The 19,963-nt window shown below is 62.9% G+C and carries 16 protein-coding genes; 5 read left to right on the top strand and 11 right to left on the bottom strand.

Annotated elements, in window-relative coordinates; all coding sequences use genetic code 11:
• Positions 1 to 37: 37 nt before the first annotated feature.
• A complete protein-coding gene (locus BLU76_RS19920) occupies positions 38 to 955 on the top strand; it encodes a sugar kinase (RefSeq protein ID WP_092224003.1) in 918 nt (305 codons plus the stop codon).
• A gap of 148 nt (positions 956 to 1,103) precedes the next feature.
• Here the strand turns inward: BLU76_RS19920 and BLU76_RS19925 are convergent, their stop codons facing one another.
• Positions 1,104 to 1,379, bottom strand: coding sequence for a peptidylprolyl isomerase (locus tag BLU76_RS19925; protein WP_003182808.1), 276 nt, complete (start codon positions 1,377 to 1,379; stop codon positions 1,104 to 1,106).
• 48 nt (positions 1,380 to 1,427) lie between these two features.
• Positions 1,428 to 3,965, bottom strand: a complete 2,538-nt coding sequence (locus tag BLU76_RS19930) for a hybrid sensor histidine kinase/response regulator (protein WP_092224005.1) — start codon at positions 3,963 to 3,965, stop codon at positions 1,428 to 1,430.
• A gap of 132 nt (positions 3,966 to 4,097) precedes the next feature.
• Between BLU76_RS19930 and BLU76_RS19935 the strand changes: the two genes are divergently transcribed.
• Positions 4,098 to 5,213, top strand: a complete 1,116-nt coding sequence (locus tag BLU76_RS19935; RefSeq protein ID WP_092224007.1) for a PilT/PilU family type 4a pilus ATPase — start codon at positions 4,098 to 4,100, stop codon at positions 5,211 to 5,213.
• Positions 5,214 to 5,380: 167 nt separating this feature from the next.
• Here BLU76_RS19935 and BLU76_RS19940 read toward each other — a convergent pair whose 3' ends face one another.
• From BLU76_RS19940 to BLU76_RS19960, 5 genes are all read right to left on the bottom strand, one after another.
• Complete coding sequence (locus BLU76_RS19940) at positions 5,381 to 7,336, bottom strand: acetoacetate--CoA ligase (RefSeq protein ID WP_092224009.1); 1,956 nt, start codon at positions 7,334 to 7,336, stop codon at positions 5,381 to 5,383.
• A 190-nt stretch (positions 7,337 to 7,526) separates the two neighbouring features.
• Entirely contained in the window at positions 7,527 to 8,303 is a 777-nt protein-coding gene (locus BLU76_RS19945; RefSeq protein ID WP_092145637.1) for a 3-hydroxybutyrate dehydrogenase, read from the bottom strand.
• Positions 8,304 to 8,310: 7 nt separating this feature from the next.
• Positions 8,311 to 9,702 (bottom strand): GntP family permease, encoded by a 1,392-nt coding sequence (locus tag BLU76_RS19950; protein WP_092224011.1) that lies wholly within the window; start codon positions 9,700 to 9,702, stop codon positions 8,311 to 8,313.
• A gap of 301 nt (positions 9,703 to 10,003) precedes the next feature.
• On the bottom strand, positions 10,004 to 11,419 hold the full coding sequence (locus BLU76_RS19955) for a sigma-54 interaction domain-containing protein (RefSeq protein WP_092224013.1): 1,416 nt from the start codon (positions 11,417 to 11,419) through the stop codon (positions 10,004 to 10,006).
• Entirely contained in the window at positions 11,416 to 12,078 is a 663-nt protein-coding gene (locus BLU76_RS19960; protein ID WP_092224015.1) for a TetR/AcrR family transcriptional regulator, read from the bottom strand. Before BLU76_RS19960 ends, BLU76_RS19955 begins: the two co-directional genes overlap by 4 nt.
• Before the next feature lie 107 nt (positions 12,079 to 12,185).
• Here BLU76_RS19960 and BLU76_RS19965 point away from each other — a divergent pair, with 107 nt between their 5' ends.
• The 3 genes from BLU76_RS19965 to BLU76_RS19975 are packed head-to-tail and all read left to right on the top strand — an operon-like array spanning position 12,186 to position 14,406.
• Positions 12,186 to 13,079, top strand: coding sequence for an NAD(P)/FAD-dependent oxidoreductase (locus tag BLU76_RS19965; protein ID WP_092224017.1), 894 nt, complete (start codon positions 12,186 to 12,188; stop codon positions 13,077 to 13,079).
• Positions 13,080 to 13,135: 56 nt separating this feature from the next.
• Positions 13,136 to 13,516: an antibiotic biosynthesis monooxygenase family protein gene (locus BLU76_RS19970; RefSeq protein ID WP_092170273.1), complete on the top strand. Its 381-nt coding sequence runs from the start codon at positions 13,136 to 13,138 to the stop codon at positions 13,514 to 13,516.
• A 26-nt stretch (positions 13,517 to 13,542) separates the two neighbouring features.
• On the top strand, positions 13,543 to 14,406 hold the full coding sequence (locus BLU76_RS19975; RefSeq protein ID WP_092224019.1) for a class I SAM-dependent methyltransferase: 864 nt from the start codon (positions 13,543 to 13,545) through the stop codon (positions 14,404 to 14,406).
• Between the two features lie 5 nt (positions 14,407 to 14,411).
• On the opposite strand, the gene BLU76_RS19980 is transcribed toward BLU76_RS19975, so the two are convergent.
• Genes BLU76_RS19980 through BLU76_RS19995 form a run of 4 tightly spaced genes read right to left on the bottom strand, consistent with a single transcriptional unit; the run spans position 14,412 to position 19,961 of the window.
• On the bottom strand, positions 14,412 to 15,986 hold the full coding sequence (locus BLU76_RS19980; RefSeq protein WP_092224039.1) for an ABC transporter ATP-binding protein: 1,575 nt from the start codon (positions 15,984 to 15,986) through the stop codon (positions 14,412 to 14,414).
• Between the two features lie 26 nt (positions 15,987 to 16,012).
• Positions 16,013 to 17,035 carry an ABC transporter permease gene (locus BLU76_RS19985; protein WP_092224021.1) on the bottom strand — a complete coding sequence of 341 codons (1,023 nt, stop codon included), beginning with the start codon at positions 17,033 to 17,035 and terminating at the stop codon, positions 16,013 to 16,015.
• Positions 17,035 to 18,093, bottom strand: a complete 1,059-nt coding sequence (locus BLU76_RS19990; RefSeq protein ID WP_092224023.1) for a microcin C ABC transporter permease YejB — start codon at positions 18,091 to 18,093, stop codon at positions 17,035 to 17,037. The genes BLU76_RS19985 and BLU76_RS19990 overlap by 1 nt, the downstream gene beginning before the upstream one ends.
• On the bottom strand, positions 18,093 to 19,961 hold the full coding sequence (locus BLU76_RS19995) for an extracellular solute-binding protein (protein WP_092224025.1): 1,869 nt from the start codon (positions 19,959 to 19,961) through the stop codon (positions 18,093 to 18,095). Before BLU76_RS19995 ends, BLU76_RS19990 begins: the two co-directional genes overlap by 1 nt.
• Positions 19,962 to 19,963: the final 2 nt, after the last annotated feature.

The raw sequence follows: 19,963 nt of genomic DNA on the forward strand, positions 1-19,963 counted from the left end.
CGGCCTGCCAGACACCGCTGAATTATCAGGATCATCCATGAGCAACCCCAAACCCCGTATCGCCCTGATCGGCGAATGCATGATCGAACTGCAACAACGCGCCGATGGCAGCCTGCTGCAAAGCTTCGGCGGCGATACCCTGAACACCGCGGTGTACCTGGCCCGCGCCTTGGGCGACAGGGGCACGGTGGATTACGTCACGGCCCTGGGCGATGACAGTTTCAGCGATGCCATGTGTGAAAACTGGGCCGCCGAGAACATCGGGCTGCAACGGGTCCAGCGCTTGGCTGGACGCCTGCCGGGTTTGTATTGCATCCAGACTGACGCGGCGGGGGAGCGGCGATTCCTGTACTGGCGCAACGAGGCGGCGGTGCGCGATTGTTTTACCACCCCGGCCGCCGCACCGATCCTGGCCGCATTGCCGGATTACGAGGTGCTGTACTTCAGCGGCGTCACCCTGGCGGTGCTCGGCGAGCAGGGGCGTGGCAAACTCATCGAAACCCTGGTCGAAGCACGTCGGCGCGGGGCGCTGGTGGTGTTCGACAATAACTTCCGGCCCCGGCTCTGGGCCTCGATCGAAGCGGCGCGGGTGGCGTATCGCAGCGTCTTGCCCTATGTGGAACTGGCGCTGCTGACCGTAGAGGACGAGCAGGCATTGTTCGGTCATGCCGACAGCGAAGCGGTGTTCGCCGCCTATGCGCAGCTTGGCACCCCCGAGGTGGTACTCAAGCGCGGTGCCGAGGCCTGCCTGATTCGTTGCGACGGCCAGTCCTATGAAGTCCCTGCCTTGCGGGTCGAGCGCGTTGTGGACACCACGGCGGCGGGAGACTCCTTCAGTGCTGCGTACCTGGCGAGTCGTTTGCTGGGCGGCAGCCCGGCGGAGGCGGCCGAGGCAGGGCACCTGTTGGCGAGCCGGGTGATCCAGGTACCGGGGGCGTTGATGCCCAAGGACTGACGGCACAAAGGTTGGCTTTCCCTGTGGCGAGGGAGCTTGCTCCCGCTGGCCTGCGAAGCAGGCCCAATAAGCGATTGGCGGCTACTGCGCAGCCGAGCGGGAGCAAGCTCCCTCACCACAGGGACGGTGTTGGCAACACACCATCATTTCAATCCCGGTAGAACACCTGCACCAGGTGATACCCGAACTTGCTCTTGATCGGCCCGTGCACCACCCGCAGCGGTTTCTTGAAAATCACCGCATCGATCACGCCGACCATCTGCCCCGGCCTTACCTCACCCAAATCGCCGCCGCGTTTGCCCGAAGGGCAGGTGGAGTATTTCTTGGCCAGCACATCGAAGGCTTCGCCCTTGGCGATGCGTTGCTTGAGCTGTTCGGCTTCTTCGGCGGTTTTCACCAGGATATGGCGGGCTTGGGCTTTCATTGCTGCGGTGACCTGAACGGTGCGACGGGGCGGCGATTATGCCTCAAGTCAGTTGCCATGGTTGATCATCGTCCGGATCTTGTTGGCCAGCAGATCCAGGGTGAACGGCTTGGCGACCATGTCCATGCCTTGTTCGAGGAACCCCTGGCGTTCGGCGGCTTTCTGCGCGTAACCGGTCATGAACAGCACTTTCAGCCCCGGGCGGTGCTGGCGGGCGATTTCCGCCAGTTGCCGGCCATTCATGCCCGGCAGCCCGACGTCGGTCACCAGCAGGTCGATGCGCTGGTCCGATTCCAGCATGGGCAGGGCCGTCATGGCGTCCCGTGCTTCCAGAGCGGTGTAGCCCAAGGCTTGCAACAGGTCGAGCACCAGCATGCGCACGGCGGGTTCATCCTCCACCAGCAACACGGTCTCCCCGGCGATGGCCGGCGGTACGACGACCGTCTCTGGCGTCTCGGGTGGTTGGGTCGACGAAGCGTGCAAGCGCGGCAGGTACAACTGCACCCGCGTGCCTTGGCCCGGCACACTGTCCAGGTTGAGGTGCCCACCCGACTGCTGGGCAAAGCCGTAGATCATCGACAAGCCCAGGCCGGTGCCTTGGCCGATAGGCTTGGTGGTGAAGAACGGATCGAAAGCCTTGGCCAGCACGGCGGGGGTCATGCCGCTGCCGTTGTCACTGACGGCGATCATCACGTAATCCCCGGCCTTGACCGGCTCCAGGGTGTTGATGTCCGTACCGTCGAGATAGACATTAGCGGTTTCGATGATCAATTCGCCGCCCTCGGGCATGGCATCGCGGGCGTTGATCACCAGGTTGAGCAGGGCGTTTTCCAACTGGCTGGCGTCGGTGTTGACCGGCCACAGCTCGCTGGCCAGTTGCAGCCGCAGCACGATGTGATCGCCGGTGGTACGGCTCAGCAGGTCTTCGAGCGAATGCACCAGGTCATTGGCGTCCAGCGGTTTGCGGTCCAGGGACTGGCGCCGGGAAAAAGCCAGCAGCCGATGGGTCAGGGCCGCCGCGCGGTTGGCCGAGGAAACCGCCGCTTCGGTGAAGCGCCCGATCTCGGCGGCGCGGCCGGCGGCGATGTAGCGTTGCATCAGGTCGAGGCTGCCGAGGATGCCGGTGAGCATGTTGTTGAAGTCATGGGCAATGCCGCCCGTGAGCTGGCCGACGGCTTCCATTTTCTGCGCATGGCGCAAGGCTTCTTCGGCGCGCTCGCGTTCGAACATCTCGCTTTGCAGACGGTGATTGGCTTCGGCCAGTTGCTGGGTACGGGCGATGACGCGTTCTTCCAGTGTTTCGTTGAGGTTGCGCAGGGCCTCCTCGGTTTTTCGGCTCTCGGTTTCGTCGATCACGAAGATGTAGAAACCGTTCACCGCACCGTCCGCGCCATGGCGAGGCAGGTAGTTGATCAGCGAATGGCGCGGGCGCCCGTCGCGATGGTCCATCTGCACGGTGAAGCTGCACGGCTTGCCGGCCAGGGCATCGGCGATCTGCTGGGCGCGGGCGGCATAGGCCTCTTCGCCGAGCACTTCACGGATGGTCTTGCCGTAGAGCTCCTGCGGGGTCAGGCCGTACCAGTCCAGGTAAGCGCTATTGTTCAGACGGAAACGCTCTTCGCGGTCCACGTAACTGATGAGGATCGGCATGGCGTTGATGATCAGCTGCAGCTCGGTCTGGCTCTGGCGCAGGGCTTGTTCGGTGCGCTTGCGTTCGGTCAGGTCCAGCGCCGCGCCAAGAAAACGCTTGGGTCGGCCGTGGCGATCCTTGTAGCAACGCCCACGCACGTACACCCAGCGCAACTCATCGTCGGGCTGCAGCAGTCGGTACTCCTCGGCGTATTCGGTGCCATGGGTGATGCAGTGCTTGATGCTGCGGGCAACCATCGCCCGGTCCTCGGGGTGCACGCCTTCGAGGTAGGCACTGATAGGCAACTGGCGTGACAGGCTGGGGTCGACGCCATGCAACAGGGCGAAGTGTGCATCGGCAATAAAGCGGTCTTCGCTGATGTCCCAATCCCAGGTGCCCAGCGCATCGGCGGCGGCCAGGGCCAATTGCAGGCGTTCTTCGCTTTCGTGCTGGGCCTTGAGGCTGGCCTCGGAGCGGCGTTCGAACTCCATGGCCAGGCGGCGGCGTTCGCTGGTCTCGATGGCGGTGACCAGGATGCCGGCGACGCTGTTGCTTTCGTCACGCACCGGGCTGTAGGTCAGGTCCAGCCAGACATCACAGAGACGGCCGGCGAAGGGTACGCGCCATTGCTGGTCGCGGCAGGAGTGTGTCTGGCCTTGCAACACCCGGTGATAAATCCCTTCGGTCGAGCTCTTGAGTTCGGGCCATGCTGTATGGGTCGGTTGGCCGAATGCCCGGGGGTGCTTGTCACCGGCCAGTCGGCCGAAGGCGTCGTTGTAGAGATGGGACAGCTGCGGTCCCCACAGCAAGGCCATCGCCATGGGCGAATGGAGCATGATGTCCACGGCGGTGCGCAGGCTCTGGGGCCAGTTCTGGGCAGCGCCCAGCGGGGTCAGGGTCCAGTCCACCTGGCTGATCAGGCGCTGTATATCGCTGCCGGCGGGTGTCGCGTGCATCAGGCGACCCCTGGCTGTCGTGTCTGTACCACGGCGTCTACTATCCTTTGAGGAACGTAAGTGCAGGTGGGTCTGAAGAGGTTCATGTTCGGCTCAGCTTGTTTCATTGGTGTCTCGCGGAAGTTTCAGTCCATGGAAATCGATCCGTTGTTGCGAATCCTGGCGAGCCAGAATGGTTCCGACCTTTACATGTCCACGGGGGCGCCGCCGTGCGCGCGTTTCGAGGGGGTGCTCAAACCCTTGGGTAACGAGGCGTTCAAGGTCGGCGACATTGCCAGGCTCGCCGGGTCTCTGATGGACGCCGAACAGCGCCTTGAGTTCGATCGGGAGTTGGAAATGAATCTGGCGATCTCCCTGGCCGGCGTCGGGCGGTTCCGGGTCAATATCTTCAAGCAGCGCAATGACGTGTCCATGGTGATTCGCAACGTCAAGCTGGATATCCCGCGCTTCGAAGACCTGAAACTGCCTCGAGTGCTTTTAGACACCATCATGCAGAAACAGGGGTTGATGCTGTTCGTCGGTGCGACAGGCTCGGGCAAGTCGACCTCCCTGGCGGCGCTGATCGATTACCGCAATCGCAACAGCAGCGGCCACATCATCACCATCGAGGACCCGGTGGAGTATATCCATCGGCACAAGAAATCCATCATCAATCAACGGGAAGTCGGTGTCGACACCCGCAGTTTTCATGCGGCCCTGAAAAACACGCTGCGCCAGGCGCCGGACGTGGTGCTGATCGGCGAAATCCGTGACCGGGAAACCATGGAGCATGCCTTGGCCTTCGCCGACACCGGGCACCTGGTGATTTCCACCTTGCATGCCCATAACGCCAACCAGGCCCTGGACCGGGTGATCAATTTCTTTCCGGAAGAACGCCGGCCGCAATTGCTCAATGACCTGGGCAACAACCTCAAGGCGTTTGTCTCCCAGCGCCTGGTGCGTACCCGCACCGGCCAGCGGCGGGCGGCGGTGGAGGTCATGCTGGGTTCGCCGACGGTGGCCGACCTGATCCGGCGCAACGAGCTTGGCGAGCTCAAGGGCATCATGGAAAAGTCAGAGGAACTGGGAATGCAAACCTTTGACCAGGCCTTGTTCAACCTGGTGGTCGAAGGTGCCATTGATGAGGAAGAAGCGCTGAAAAATGCCGACTCGGCGAACAACCTGCGGTTGCGGTTGAAGTTGCATACCGAGTCGGGCGCGGTGCCACCGGCCGATCCGGCGGCGGGTGAGTGGGGGCTTATGGATTGATCGTGTCGGGGACCGCCCCTGTGGCGAGGGGATTTATCCCCGCTGGACTGCGAAGCCGTCCCGATACAGTCGGCTCAATCAGTCTGACATGCCGGGGTGTAAGATTCAGGGGCCGCTTCGCGCCCCAGCGGGGATGAATCCCCTCGCCACAAAACTGCCTGTTGCGCTCAGTCGGCAAGCTCCGGTCGATCCCGAAACTGCTCCAACGCCTCGGGGTTGGCCAGGGCATCGGTGTTCTTCACCGCCTCGCCATGCACCACGTTGCGCACCGCCAACTCCACCACCTTGCCGCTGATGGTTCGTGGAATATCACTGACCGCGAGGATCTTCGCCGGCACATGACGCGGTGTGGTGTTGGCCCGGATGACCTGGCGGATCTGTTGCGCCAAGGCTTCATCCAGCGTCACGCCATCGCGCAGGCGCACGAACAGCACCACCCGGACATCGCCCTGCCATCGCTGGCCGATGGCGACGCAGTCCAGCACTTGCTCGACTTTTTCCACCTGCCGATAAATTTCTGCCGTGCCGATGCGCACGCCGCCTGGGTTGAGCACGGCATCGGAGCGGCCATGGATCAGGAAACCGCCGTGGGGCAGTTCTTCGGCGTAGTCGCCTTGGGCCCACACGCCGGGAAACTGGGCGAAGTAGGAGGCGCGAAGCTTTTCCTGCCGAGGGTCGTTCCACAAACCAATGGGCATCGCCGGGAAATGCCGGGTGCACACCAACTCACCTTTTTCACCGATGACCGGATTGCCGGCCTCGTTCCAGACCTGCACGGCCATGCCCAGGCTCTTGCCCTGCATTTCGCCCCGGCGTACCGGTGACAGCGGGTTGCCGTTGACGAAGCAGGACACGATGTCGGTGCCGCCGGACATCGAGGCCAGGCAGACATCGGCCTTGATGTCGCGGTACACATAATCGTAGCTATGGGGCGCCAGTGCCGAACCGGTGGAGAGCAGGGTTTTCAGGCTGTCCAAACGGTGCGTCTGGCGGGGCTTGAGGCCCTCGCTTTCCAGGGCGGCGAGGAACTTGGGGCTGGTGCCGAATACGCTGATGCGCTGCTGGTCGATCAGGTCCAGCAAGCGCTCGGGACCGGGGTGGAACGGCGAACCATCGTAGAGCACCACCGTGCTGCCCACGGCGAGGGCCGACACCAGCCAGTTCCACATCATCCAACCGCAGGTGGTGTAGTAGAACAGCCGATCCTCGGGCCCGAGGTCGACGTGCAGGCCATGTTCCTTGACGTGTTGCAGCAGCACGCCCCCGGTGCCATGGACGATGCATTTCGGCACGCCGGTCGTGCCGCTGGAATACAGGATGTACAGCGGGTGGTCGAAGGGCACGCTGACGAACGCCGGTTCGCCACCGCTCTGATAAAAGTCGTTCCACAACGCGACAGCGGCCGGGGTCTTGAAGTCCTCGACGCAGGCGTCAGGCTGGGCATAAGGCAGTACGATCAATTGCTGCAATGACGGCAAACGTTCAAGGATTTCGTTGACCTTGGTTCGCTGGTCGATGACCTTGCCCGCGTAGCGATAACCGGCGCAGGTGATCAGCACCTTGGGTTCGATCTGGCCGAAGCGGTCGATGACCCCTTGGGTGCCGAAGTCCGGTGACGAGCACGACCAGATGGCCCCCAGGCTGGTGGTGGCGAGCATGCCGACCAGGGTTTGCCAGGTGTTGGGCATGCACGCGGCGACTCGATCTCCCTGGGTGACGCCGGCAGCTTTCAAGCTTGTTTGCAGGCCAGCGACATGGGCGGCGAGTTCGGCCCAGGTCAGTTGTTCCTGGCTGCCGTTTTCGTCGAGCGCCACCACCGCGACGGCGTCATCGCGGCGGCGCAGCAGGTGCTCGGCGAAGTTCAGGGTGGCGCCAGGGAACCACTGGGCGCTGGGCATTTGCGCACCCTCCACCAGTACCGCGTCGGGAGCTTGGTGAAAGTGGATCTCGAAAAAATCGACAATGGCCTGCCAGAAGGCTTCGCGCTGGTCGATGCTCCAGGCGTGCAGGGCGGGGTAGTCGTGCAGTTGCAGGTGATGTCGCGCGTTGACGAACTGGCGAAAGGCGTTCATGCGCGACTGGGCGATGCGTTCGGGGCTGGGTTGCCAGAGGATGTCGGACATGGGGTGCCTCTTGTTTTTTCGGGCTTATAAACATTGCAGCACAAGGCGTTATTTATGGCGAGAACCGCTTCTGTGGCGAGGGAGCTTGCTCCCGCTCGGTTGCGTAGCGGCCGCCTAATGGGCCTGCTGCGCAGTCCAGCGGGAGCAAGCTCCCTCGCCACAAAACCGCGTTTGCCAGAGGATAGTGGGGTTATTGAGCCAACCACCCACCATCAATATTCCACGCCGCGCCGCGCACCTGGCTGCCGGCTTCGCTGCATAGGAAAAGCACCAGTTCCCCCAGTTGCGGCGGGGTGACGAATTCCAGGGACGGCTGTTTCTCGGCCAACAGGTCATGCTGGGCCTGTTGCGGATCGACGCCGGCGGCAATGCGATCATCGATTTGCTTTTGCACCAGTGGCGTCAGCACCCAGCCCGGGCAAATGGCGTTGCAGGTCACGTTGCTGGTGGCGGTTTCCAGGCCAACCACCTTGGTCAGGCCAATCACCCCATGCTTGGCCGCGACATACGCCGCCTTGCCCACCGAGCCGACCTGGCCATGCACCGAGGCGACGTTGATGATCCGCCCCCAGCCCTTGGCCCGCATGCCCGGCAGGCTCAGGCGGGTGGCGTGGAACACCGAGGACAGGTTGATGGCGATGATCGAGTCCCAGCGCTCCACGGGGAAATCCTCCACGGCGGCCACGTGCTGGATCCCGGCGTTGTTCACCAGAATGTCAACGCCGCCGAACTCGCGCTCGGCGTAGGCGAGCATGTCGGCGATCTGCGCCGGGTCGCTGACATCGGCCGGATGATGACCGACCTTGCCGCCGAACTGTTTCACCTCGGCGATCACCGCCGAGGCATCGCCAAAGCCGTTGAGGATCAGGTGGGCGCCGGCCTTGGCCAGGCTCAGGGCGATGCCCAGGCCGATGCCGCTGGTAGAACCGGTGACCAGGGCGGTCTTGCCCGAAAGAGGGGATGTCATAGGAACCTCACACAATGCCAGTGGCGTAGAACACACCGATCACGAAGAACACCGCGAGGGTCTTGATCAGCGTAATGCAGAAAATGTCTTTGTAGGCTTCGCGGTGGGTCAGCCCGGTCACCGCCAGCAGGGTAATCACCGCGCCGTTGTGGGGCAGGGTGTCCATGCCGCCGCTGGCCATGGCGGCCACCCGGTGCAGCACTTCCAGGGGAATGTTGGCGGCGTGGGCGGCGCTTATAAAGCTTTCCGACATCGCCGCCAAAGCGATGCTCATGCCGCCCGAGGCGGAACCGGTGATGCCCGCCAGCAGCGTGACGGTCACCGCTTCGTTGACCAGTGGGTTGGGAATGCTCTTGAGCCAGTCGGCCAGTACCAGGAAGCCCGGCAAGGAGGCGATGACCGCGCCGAAACCGTATTCCGAAGCGGTGTTCATCGCCGCCAGCAATGCACCGCCCACGGCGCTCTTGCTGCCTTCGGCCAGCTTGCTGCGAATGGCCCGGAAACCGAATATCAGGACCATGATGATGCCCACCAGCAACGCCGCCTGCACTGCCCAGATCGCGGTGAGCTTGGCGATGTCGCTGGTCACTGGCGTCGCCATGCCCGGCAGCGCCAGGCTGTGGGTCTTGCCGTACCACTGTGGGATCCACTGGGTGAACAGCAGGTTCATGATGCCCACCGCCAGCAGTGGCGAAACGGCGATCCAAGGGTTCGGCAGCTTGATGTCTTCGGCGGTTTCCGGCTCGTTGCGCAGTTCGGTGCCGTAACCTTCGCCCACACGCTGGGCCTTGTTGCGCTGGCGCTGCAGGAACAGCATGCCGAGGCTGAACACGAAGATCGTACCGATCACACCCAGCCAAGGTGCGGCCCAGGCGGTGGTGTTGAAGAACGTGCTGGGGATGATGTTCTGGATCTGCGGCGTGCCGGGCAGGGCGTCCATGGTGAACGAGAACGCGCCCAGGGCAATGGTGGCCGGGATCAAGCGCTTGGGAATATTGCTCTGGCGGAACATCTCGGCGGCGAACGGGTACACCGCGAACACCACCACGAACAGCGACACGCCGCCATAGGTCAGCAGGGCGCAGACCAGCACGATCACCAACATGGCCTGGCGCGTACCCAGCAGGCGAATCGCCGCGGCGACGATGGAGCGGGAGAAGCCCGACAGCTCGATCAGCTTGCCAAACACCGCGCCGAGCAGGAACACCGGGAAATACAGTTTGATGAAGCCGACCATTTTCTCCATGAACACCCCGGTGAATGCGGGGGCGACGGCGGACGGGTCGGTGAGCAGGACGGCACCGAGGGCGGCGATGGGGGCAAAGAGGATAACGCTGTAGCCACGGTAGGCGGCGACCATCAGCAGCGCGAGGGCTGCCAAGGCAATGATCACACTCATGGTGTGTCTCCTGGATTGTTATTGTTGTGATGAAGCTGTGGGAGGGGCTTTAGCGAGTTTTGTGCCAGGTATGTAACTGACTGAAATATAAGGAAATTAATTGAGATTGTAGGGCGCGAATGAGAGGTATGTCTCTGTTTTGAGAATTTTGTGGAGTGTACAGGCCTCATCGCGAGCAAGCTCGCTCCCACAGTTGACCGCGTACTTCAGAGGAACTCCTATCCCTGTGGGAGCGAGCTTGCTCGCGATGAGTGCAAAGCGCTCCAAAACTACAGGTCTATATTTTGAGAATGAAGTCTCTCTATTGAGACTCTGCAATCCCCAGAGCCACCATCTTCTTGTACAACGTCGACCTCCCCAACCCCAACCGCTCGGCCGCTTCCACCACCTTGCCCCCGCATTGCGCGAGGGTGGTTTCGATCAACTGTCGGTCGAAGCGTGCCCGGGCCTGGCTGAAAGTTTCTTGCGGCAACGGCTCCAGGCTCGGACTCGCCGGGCGGGTTACCGGTATGAACGTGCCGATGGCCGCGCGGATGTCCGCCGCCGTGAGCATCAGGTCGTCGCTGAGCAACGCGGCGCGTTCCAGCACGTTGCGCAGTTCGCGGATGTTGCCCGGCCAGGCGTGTTGGCGTAGCAGGGCGAGGGCGGTGGGGTTCAGTTCGTGCTGGCTGCGCAACTCTTCCAGGATCGCTTCGCTCAGGGCCGGCAAATCATCCAGGCGTTCACGCAAGGGCGGAACGTGGATCGGCAGCACGTTGAGGCGGTAATACAGGTCGGCGCGAAACTCTCCGCGCTTGATCGCCGCCTCCAGGTCCATGGAGGTGGCGGCGATCACCCGCACGTCGCTTTGCAGCACCTCGTTGGAACCCACCGGTTCGTATTCCTTTTCCTGAAGCACCCGCAGCAGCTTGCTTTGCAGCGGCAGCGGCATGTCGCCGATCTCGTCGAGAAACAGCGTACCGCCCTGGGCGATCTGCAGTTTACCGGCGCGGCCCTTGCGGTCGGCCCCGGTAAACGCCCCTGGCGCGGTGCCGAAGAATTCGGCTTCCAGCAGCGATTCAGGAATCGCCGCGCTGTTGATGCTGACGAACGCCTTGTGCGCCCGCGGCGAAGCACTGTGGATGGCCTGGGCCAGCAGTTCCTTGCCGGTGCCGGTTTCGCCGAGCAGCAGCACCGGCGAATCGGCGCTGGCGCTGCGCCGGGCACGACGCTTGACCTCAAGGCCGGCGTTGCTGGTGCCAATGAAATGGGCAAAGTTGTACTTGGTCTGCCGCGCCCGCAGCAGCGAGCGGGTGGAGGCCAGTTCTTCCTGCATGCTCAGGTAGCGCTTGAGCATCGGCGACAGGCTGCGCAACTCATCGAACAAGGCAAAGCCGATGGCACCGATCACCGCACCCGCGCTGTCGTGGATCGGCAGGCGCATCACCACCAACGGCTCCTTGGGCGTGTCTTGCATGTCCAGCAAGATCGGGCGCCCGGTGCGCACAACCTCGCGCAACAGGCTGCCGGGAATCACGCTTTCGCACGCCCGGCCAATCGCCTCCTGCGCCGAGTTCAGGCCGAAACGCCGGGCATAGCGTTCGTTCATCCAGACGATGTTCGCATCACGGTCGACAATCACCGTGCCTTCGCTGGACTGCTCGATGATCTCGAACAACGAACGGATCGCCAGCGTGCGCACGCGCTTGTAATCCTTGAGGCTTTCGGTGGGGTTCATCGGGCATTTCCAGAGAGAAGGGGTTTGTCGTCGCCACCGTGCGCGGCGATGAACATAGCGACGGCCGCCCGGCAATAGGATTCGATTTCGTTGTCGTCCTCTGCTCTGGCCTCATCGAAGCGCGCGATCATCAGGAGATCGGATCCTTTGAACAGTGCGGCAAACAAGCGGGCGGATCCCAGGGGGTCGGGCACGTTCAGAACCGCCTTCGCGTGCAACTGACCCAACAGCGCCTCGATCTGGGCGATGACATAGGCGGGGCCGGCTTCGTAATGGAGCTTGCTTAGCGACTTTTGATTGGTATTGGCGGCCACGATCATGGCTTCGACACTGCGCACGTCGGGGCTCAACAACGTGCGCAGCAGGGATGTTCCCACCGCCATGAGCTGATCTGCCGCCGAACCGCCGACGCCTTCAATGAGGGCCTGTGGTGCAAACTGATGGCAGTGGGCCGCAATGGCCGCACTGAACAGCGCCTCCTTGTTCTCGAAGTGCCGATAGATGCTGAGCTTGGAGATCTTCGCCCGCTGGGCGACCTTGTCCATGGTCGTCGCTTGAAAACCCAACTCCGCAAAAAGTTCGCCCGCGGCGTCGATTATCGTTTGGCCAAGCGCCTCGTTGGCAGGACGACCGCGCCGGGTCTGGTTGTTTTCGGTCATAAAAAATTCCAGTACTTGACAGTATTCTAATTCTTGAATTACGGTACTTCTAAGTATCTTAAAGTTGCAAGCCGATCTTCCTTCATCCATACGCGGAGCCCATCACCATGAATGACGTCATCATCATCGGCGGCAGCTTTGCCGGGCTCGCCGCCGCCCTGCAGCTCGGCCGTGCCCGCCGCAAGGTCACCGTTCTCGATACCGGCCTGCCGCGCAATCGCTTCGCCGACCACTCCCATGGCCTGCTCGGCCACGACCACAAGCCACCGCTGGAGATCCTGGCCGAGGCGCGGCAGCAGTTGGCACGTTATCCCACGATCCAACTGGTCAATGCCCGGGCCGAGAGCGTCTCCGGCGCCATCGACGATTTCTCCGTCCTCACGGGCGAGGGCGAAACCCTCAGGGCGCGCCGCCTGATCCTGAGCTATGGCGTCGCCGACCAGATGCCTGAAGTTCCCGGCTTTGCCGAAGGCTGGGGCTCCTCCATCGTGCCTTGCCCTTATTGCGACGGCTTTGAAGTTGCCGGCCGGCACTGGGGCCTCGTCTGGTCCGGCCCAATGTCGCACAACTACGTCAGGCTGTACCACGATTGGACTGACACGTTGACGGTCTTCGCCAATGGTCACGACATTTCACCCGACATGCGGGCCGATCTGGCGCGCCGCGGCATCCCTGTCGTCGATGGCCGGATCACCGAAATCGACCATGACGAGACCCATAACGCCACCGTCAGGCTCGACGTCGGCCCCTCTGTCGCGGTCGACATCCTGTTCGCGCATCCGCGCAACAAGCCGTCCGCACGCCTGCATGAATCGCTGGGTCTCGCCACGGTCGAAACGCCCCAGGGCATCGTCCTCAAGGTCGACGAGCGCCGCGAAACCAGCGTGCCCGGCATCTACGCCGCCGGCGACCTCGCCAACCCCGCAATGCCCTCGGTCACCACGGCATCATGGCAGGGCGCGACGGCGGGCATCTCCGCTCAGCAGTCGATGCTGGTTTGAGGGCAAGCAGCATCGATCTCCCCAGTTTCAATTGCACAATAGACAGGAGCGCCACCATGCCCGCCATAAAACCATTCAAACCTCTAGACGAGAAATTTCCATTTGACCGCCAACTCGGTATCGCGGCCGCGCCTCTCGTGCTGATCAACCTCTTCACGGTCGTCGATCCCGCCGATGAAGCGGGCTTCCTGGACGCTTTCAAGGCAGCTGCCGAAGTCATAACGAAGCAACCGGGCTTCATTTCCATGCAACTGCATCGAGCGATCGGCGATAGCCCGACTTACCTGAACTATGTGGTGTGGGAATCCACCGAGGCGGTCCGCGCCGCCTTCACTGATCCCGCGTTCCTCGCGAAACTTCCTGCATATCCGTCATCCGTTGTGGCCAGCCCGCACCTGTTCCAGAAGGTAGCCGTCCCCGGCTTTTGCGTGGCCTGAAGAACGACTCAAGACGAGGAGATGTCATGACAGAGCAAAATGCCCATCAAGTCGCCGACTGGAATGGCCAAAGCGGAGAGTACTGGGCCGCCAACCAGGCCCGGCTCGACGCCATGTTTGCGGTGTTCGGCCAGGCCGCGATCGAAGCCGCCGCGCCCGCCACGGGCGAACGCGTGCTGGACGTCGGTTGCGGCGCGGGCGCGTCGAGTCGGGCTCTGGCCGCCCGCGTCGGCGCGAGCGGTCATGTGCTGGGCGTGGACATATCCGAGCCGCTGATCGGCCGAGCGCGCGCACTGGCGCCACAGGATACGCCGGCCCAGTTCCGGGTAGCCGACGCCAGCAGCGCCGAGCTGCCTGAGGGCGCGTTCGACCTCCTGTTCTCGCGTTTCGGGGTGATGTTCTTCGACGATCCGACTGGGGCGTTTGCCCATATGCGGCGTGCGCTGCGGCCGGGCGGGCGGGTCGCTTTCGTCTGCTGGCGCGGCGTGGCCGAGAACGATTGGGTGCGCCTGCCGATGGGCGCGATCAAGGACATCGTCCCGCTACCCGCGCCGCCCGGTCCCGAAGCGCCCGGCCCGTTCTCGTTCGGCGACCGGGGGCGGCTGACACGCGTCCTGACGGCAGCCGGCTTCACCGATATCGCTATCGCGCCCTTCGATGCTGCCATCCCGTTCGGCGAGGGCGGGACGCGGGACGCGGCGATCGAGGACGCGGTGCAGATGGCGTTCGAGGGCGGCCCGCTGTCGCTTGTGCTCGCTGATCAGCCCGACGACATTCGCGCCCGCGCATGGGCCGCGGTTCGTGCCGCCTTCGCGGGCCTCCCTGGTGAGCGGTCGGTGATGATGGACGGCGCGGCGTGGATCGTCATGGCACGCAATCCGGCAAGCTGACGGAATTACCCGGGATGCGCCGCCGCCAACAGCTCCTTGGTGTAGGGATGCTGGGGCGAGTCGAACACGTCATGGCTGGCGCCTTGCTCGACCACCTTGCCGTCCTTGATCACGATCATGTCGTGGGCCAGGGCGCGAATCACCGCCAGGTCGTGGCTGATGAACAGGTAGGTCAAGTCGTACTTCTGCTGGAGCTGACGGAGCAGGGCGACGACTTGTTTCTGCACGGTGCGGTCCAGTGCCGAGGTGGGTTCGTCCAGCAAAATCAACGCTGGCTTGAGCACCAGGGCCCGGGCAATGGCGATGCGCTGGCGCTGGCCGCCGGAGAACTCGTGGGGGTAGCGATGACGGGTCGAAGGGTCGAGGCCGACCTCCTTGAGGGCCTGGATCACTCGGGCCTCACACTGTTCGGGGCTGGAAGGCTGGTGGACCTCCAGGCCCTCGCTGATGATCTGCTGCACCGACATCCGTGGGCTGAGACTGCCGAACGGGTCCTGAAACACCACCTGCATCTGCTTGCGCCACGGCCGCAGGGCTTTTTGCGACAGCTGATCGAGGGCCTGGCCCTGGAAGCGAATGCTGCCTTCGGACTCGATCAGGCGCAGGATCGCCTGGCCGAGGGTGGACTTGCCGGAACCGGATTCGCCGACGATGCCCAGGGTCTTGCCGCGCTGGATGTTCAGGCTGATACCGTCCACGGCGTGCAGGTATTCCTTGCGCCGGAACAGCCCGCCGCCCAGGGGAAAACTCACGCGCAGGTCTTGTACCTGCAACACCTCCTCGCGATCGTCCCGGGGCAGGGCTTCGCCTTCCGGTTCGGCGTGCAGCAGTTCACAGCTGTAGGGATGTTTCGGTGCGCTGAACAGGGTTTCGCACGGCGCCTGCTCGACGATTTCCCCGGCCTTCATCACGCACACACGCTGGGCGATGCTGCGTACCAGGTTGAGGTCGTGGCTGATCAACAGCAAGGACATGCCGAGCCGTTGCTGCAAGGACTTGAGCAGCAGCAGGATCTTGCGCTGCACGGTCACGTCCAGCGCGGTGGTCGGTTCGTCGGCGATCAACAGCTCCGGCTCGCAGGCCAGGGCCATGGCGATCATCACTCGTTGCCGCTGGCCGCCGGACAGTTGGTGGGGATAGGCCTTGAGCCGCTCGGCGGGTTTCTGGATGCCCACCAGGGCCAGCAGTTCCAGAATGCGCTGGCGCGCCGCTTTGCCGCCCAGGCCCCGGTGCAGCATCAGGGTTTCACCGATCTGCTTCTCGACGCTGTGCAGCGGGTTCAGCGAGGTCATCGGCTCCTGGAAGATCATTGCGATGCGATTGCCGCGCAACTCCCGCAGGGCCGTGGGATCGGCCCCCAGCAGTTCCTGGCCGCGGTAGCGAATGCTGCCGGTGGTGCGGGCTTCTGTCTCGGGGAGCAATTGCAGGATCGAGTGGGCTGTCACTGACTTGCCGGAGCCGGACTCGCCCACCAGGGCCAGGCACTCGCCGGGGCGGATGTCCAGGCACAGGTTGCGCACCACCGTCTGGTCGTTGAAGGCCACGCTCAAGTCGCGGATTTCGATCAGGTTGTCGCTCATCTCAAGGTTTCGCTTCATGGCTGTTTTCAAGAGCGTGGGTCGAACGCGTCTCGCAACGCCTCGCCGATAAACACCAACAGGGAAAGAATCAGGGCCAGGGTAAAAAACGCCGTCAGCCCCAGCCATGGCGCTTGCAGGTTTTGCTTGCCTTGGGCGATCAGTTCCCCCAGCGACGCGCTGCCGGCCGGCATGCCGAAGCCGAGGAAATCCAGGGCGGTGAGGGTCGAGATTGCCCCGGTGAGGATGAAGGGCAAGTAACTCAGGGTGGCGTTCATCGCGTTGGGCAGGATATGCCGCACGATCACCTTGCGATCACTGAGCCCCAGGGCCCTGGCCGCCTTGACATATTCCAGGTTGCGCCCGCGCAGGAACTCGGCACGGACCACGTCCACCAGGGCCAGCCAGGAAAACAGCGCCATGATCCCCAGCAGCCACCAGAAGTTCGGCTCCACGAAGCCGGACAAGATGATCAGCAAGTAGAGCACCGGCAGCCCGGACCAGACTTCCAGCAAGCGTTGCCCGAGCAAATCCACCCAACCACCGTAATACCCCTGCAACGCACCGGCGGCGATACCGATCAGCGTGCTGATGGCGGTCAGTGCCAGGGCGAACAGGATCGACACTCGCGCACCGAAGATCACCCGGGCCAGGACGTCCCGGGATTGGTCATCGGTGCCCAGCCAGTTCACGGTCGAGGGTGGGCTCGGGGCCGGCTGGCTGAGGTCGTAATTGGGTGTGTCGTCGCTGAACGGGATCGGTGGGAACCACAGCCAGCCGCCGTCCTTGTGGATCAGGTTCTGCACGTAGCTGCTGCGGTAGTCGGCCTGGAACGGTAGCTGCCCACCAAACTCCTGTTCGGTATGCCGCTTGAACACCGGGAAATACAGCGAGCCCTGGTAGCTCACCACCAGCGGTTTGTCATTGGCGATCAGTTCGCCGCCCAACGTCAGGATGAACAAGCCGATGAACAGCCACAGCGACCACCAGCCCCGACGGTTTTTCTTGAAACGCTCGAAGCGCCGACGGCCCAAGGGGGAAAACTTGAACATCAGGCGTTCCTCGCCGCGAAGTCGATGCGCGGGTCCACCAGGGTGTAGCAGAGGTCGCCGACGAGTTTGATCAGCAGGCCGAACAGCGTAAAGATGAACAGCGAGCCGAACACCACCGGATAATCCCGGGAGACTGCGGCCTCGTAGCTCATGCGGCCCAGGCCGTCGAGGGAAAAAATCACCTCGATCAGCAGCGAGCCGGCGAAGAACACGCTGATGAACGCCTGGGGAATACCCGATACCACCAGCAGCATCGCGTTGCGGAACACGTGGCCGTACAGCACCCGGCGTTCGCTCATGCCCTTGGCTCGCGCGGTGACCACGTACTGGCGGGTGATTTCATTGAGGAACGAGTTCTTGGTCAGGATCGTCAGGGTGGCGAAGCCGCCGATCACCAGCGACGTGACCGGCAGCACCAAGTGCCAGAAGTAGTCGGCGATCTTGCCCAGTGTCGACAGCGACTCGAAATTATCCGACACCAGCCCGCGCACCGGAAACCAGTTCAGCGAGGTGCCGCCGGCGAACACCACGATCAGGAACATCGCGAAGAGGAACGCCGGCATCGCATAGCCAATGATGATCGCCGTGCTGCTCCACACATCGAATGCCGAGCCGTGATGCACCGCCTTGCGGATGCCCAGGGGGATCGACACCAGATAGGTGATCAATGTTGCCCAGAGCCCAAGGGAAATGGTCACCGGCATCTTTTCCAGGATCAGATCGGTGACCGTGGCGCCACGGAAGAAGCTCTTGCCGAAATCCAGGCGGGCGTAGCTGCTGAGCATCAGCCATAAGCGTTCATGGGCCGGTTTGTCGAAGCCGTATTGTTTTTCGATGTCCTTGATCAACTGTGGATCGAGGCCGCGACTGGCGCGGGAGCTGTTGGTCATGGTATTGCCTGAACCGCCGACGCTGGCGCCGCCGACGCCTTGCAGGTGGGCGATGGCTTGTTCCACCGGCCCGCCGGGTGCGGCCTGCACGATGACGAAGTTCACCAGCAGGATAATCACCAGCGTGGGGATGATCAGCAGCAGGCGCCGCGCAATATAGGCCCACATCAATGCCGCCCTCCGGGTGTGCCGCGCTTGATGAGTTCGGCGCGCATCTGCTCGTTGGTCAACGGTGTGCTGCTCACTTCCCACCAGCTCTCGATGGCTTCGTCATTGCTGGCCTGTACTTTCGGGATGCCGAAGCGGTTCCACCACACGGTCGAGCTGCCCGGCGGGTAATAGTTGGGAATCCAGTAGTAATTCCATTGCAGCACCCGGTCCAGGGCGTGGGCATGGCGGAGCATGTCGGCTTGGGTGCTGGCCTTGACCAAGCCGTCGATCAGCGCGTCCACCGCCGGGTCCTTCAAGGCCATGTAGTTGTTGGCCCCTGGATCATTGGCGGCCGCCGAACCGAAGTAGTTGTAGAGTTCCATGCCCGGCGAGGTGCTGACGGGGTAGCCGGTGATGATCATGTCGTAGTCGCGACTCATCAGGCGATTGACGTACTGGGAGGCGTCGATGCGGCGAATGCTCATGTCGATGCCGATTTGCGCCAAGGTACGTTTGTAGGGCAGCAGCAGGCGATCGATACCGTTCTGGCTGTTCAGGAAGGTGAAGCTCAGCGGCTCGCCCTCGGCATTCACCAGGCGGTCGCCGTCGGGTTTCCAGCCGGCCTGTTCCAACAAGGCGAGGGCTTGCAGTTGTTTGTCGCGGATCACGCCACTGCCGTCGGTTTTCGGGGCCTGGAAGACTTGGGTGAAGACTTCGTCGGGAATCTGTCCGCGCAACGGCTCGAGGATCGCCAGTTCGCCGGCATCGGGCAGTTCTCGAGCGGCGAGGTCAGTGTTGGAAAAGTAACTCTGCTGACGCACATAGACGTTGCGCATCATCTGGCGATTGCTCCATTCGAAATCCCAGAGCATCGCCAGGGCCTGGCGCACACGGCGGTCCTGGAACTGCGGTTTTTGCAGGTTGAAGACGAAACCCTGGGCGGTCTGGGGAGCCTGGGTGGCCAGGTGAGCCTTTTGCAGGCGACCGTCGTGCAGGGCCGGGCTGTCATAGCCGATGGCATAGCCGGTGGCGGAGAACTCGCGATTGTAGTCATAGGCGCCACCACGCAGCACCTGGCGGGCCACATCGGTGTCGCCAAAATACTCGATGCTGAAATGGTCGAAATTGTAGAGGCCGCGACTGACCGGCAGATCCTTGCCCCACCAATCGGCATTACGTTTGAAGGTAATGCTGCGCCCGGAATCGACTTTGCTGACCCGGTAGGGGCCACTGCCCAGCGGGGGCTCGTAGCCGCCGCCGTTAGCGAAATCGCGGGTCTTCCACCAATGTTCGGGAAAGACCGGCAAGGTGGCGATGTCCAGGGGCAGGGTGCGGCTTTCGTTGTTCTTGAAGTTGAAGCGCACGGTGCGTTCGTCCTCGATCACGACGTCCTTGACCGCCGCGAACTGGGTGCGATAGCGCAGGCTGCCTTGGGTCATCAACAGCTCGAAGCTGAAGCGCACGTCCTGGGCGGTGATGGGCTTGCCATCGGCGAAGCGGGCCTTGGGGTTCAGGTAGAAGCGCAGCGACAGGCCATCGTCGGCCCGCTCCATTTTCTGCGCCACCAGGCCATAGACGGTATAGGGCTCATCCAGCGAGCGTTGGGCCAGTGGCGAGTAGAGCAGCCCGTCGATCTGGCTGACGCCGATGCCTTTGTCGATATAGGGCAGGATATGGTCGAAGTGGCCGATCTCGATGGCCGAGCGGCGCATGGTCCCGCCTTTGGGGGCCTGGGGATTGGTGTAGGCGAAGTGGCCGAAACCTTCGGCATATTTGGCCGGTTCGCCATAGACGGTCAGGGCATGTTGCGGTGCTGCATCGACTCCGACGGCGCCTGTCAGCAGGACCACGGCAGTCAATAGCAGGGAAGGGAACGCCAGTCGCATTG

The organism is Pseudomonas sp. NFACC08-1 (genome assembly GCF_900106735.1).
In the GTDB taxonomy this organism is placed as follows: Bacteria; Pseudomonadota; Gammaproteobacteria; order Pseudomonadales; family Pseudomonadaceae; genus Aquipseudomonas; species Aquipseudomonas fluorescens_Q.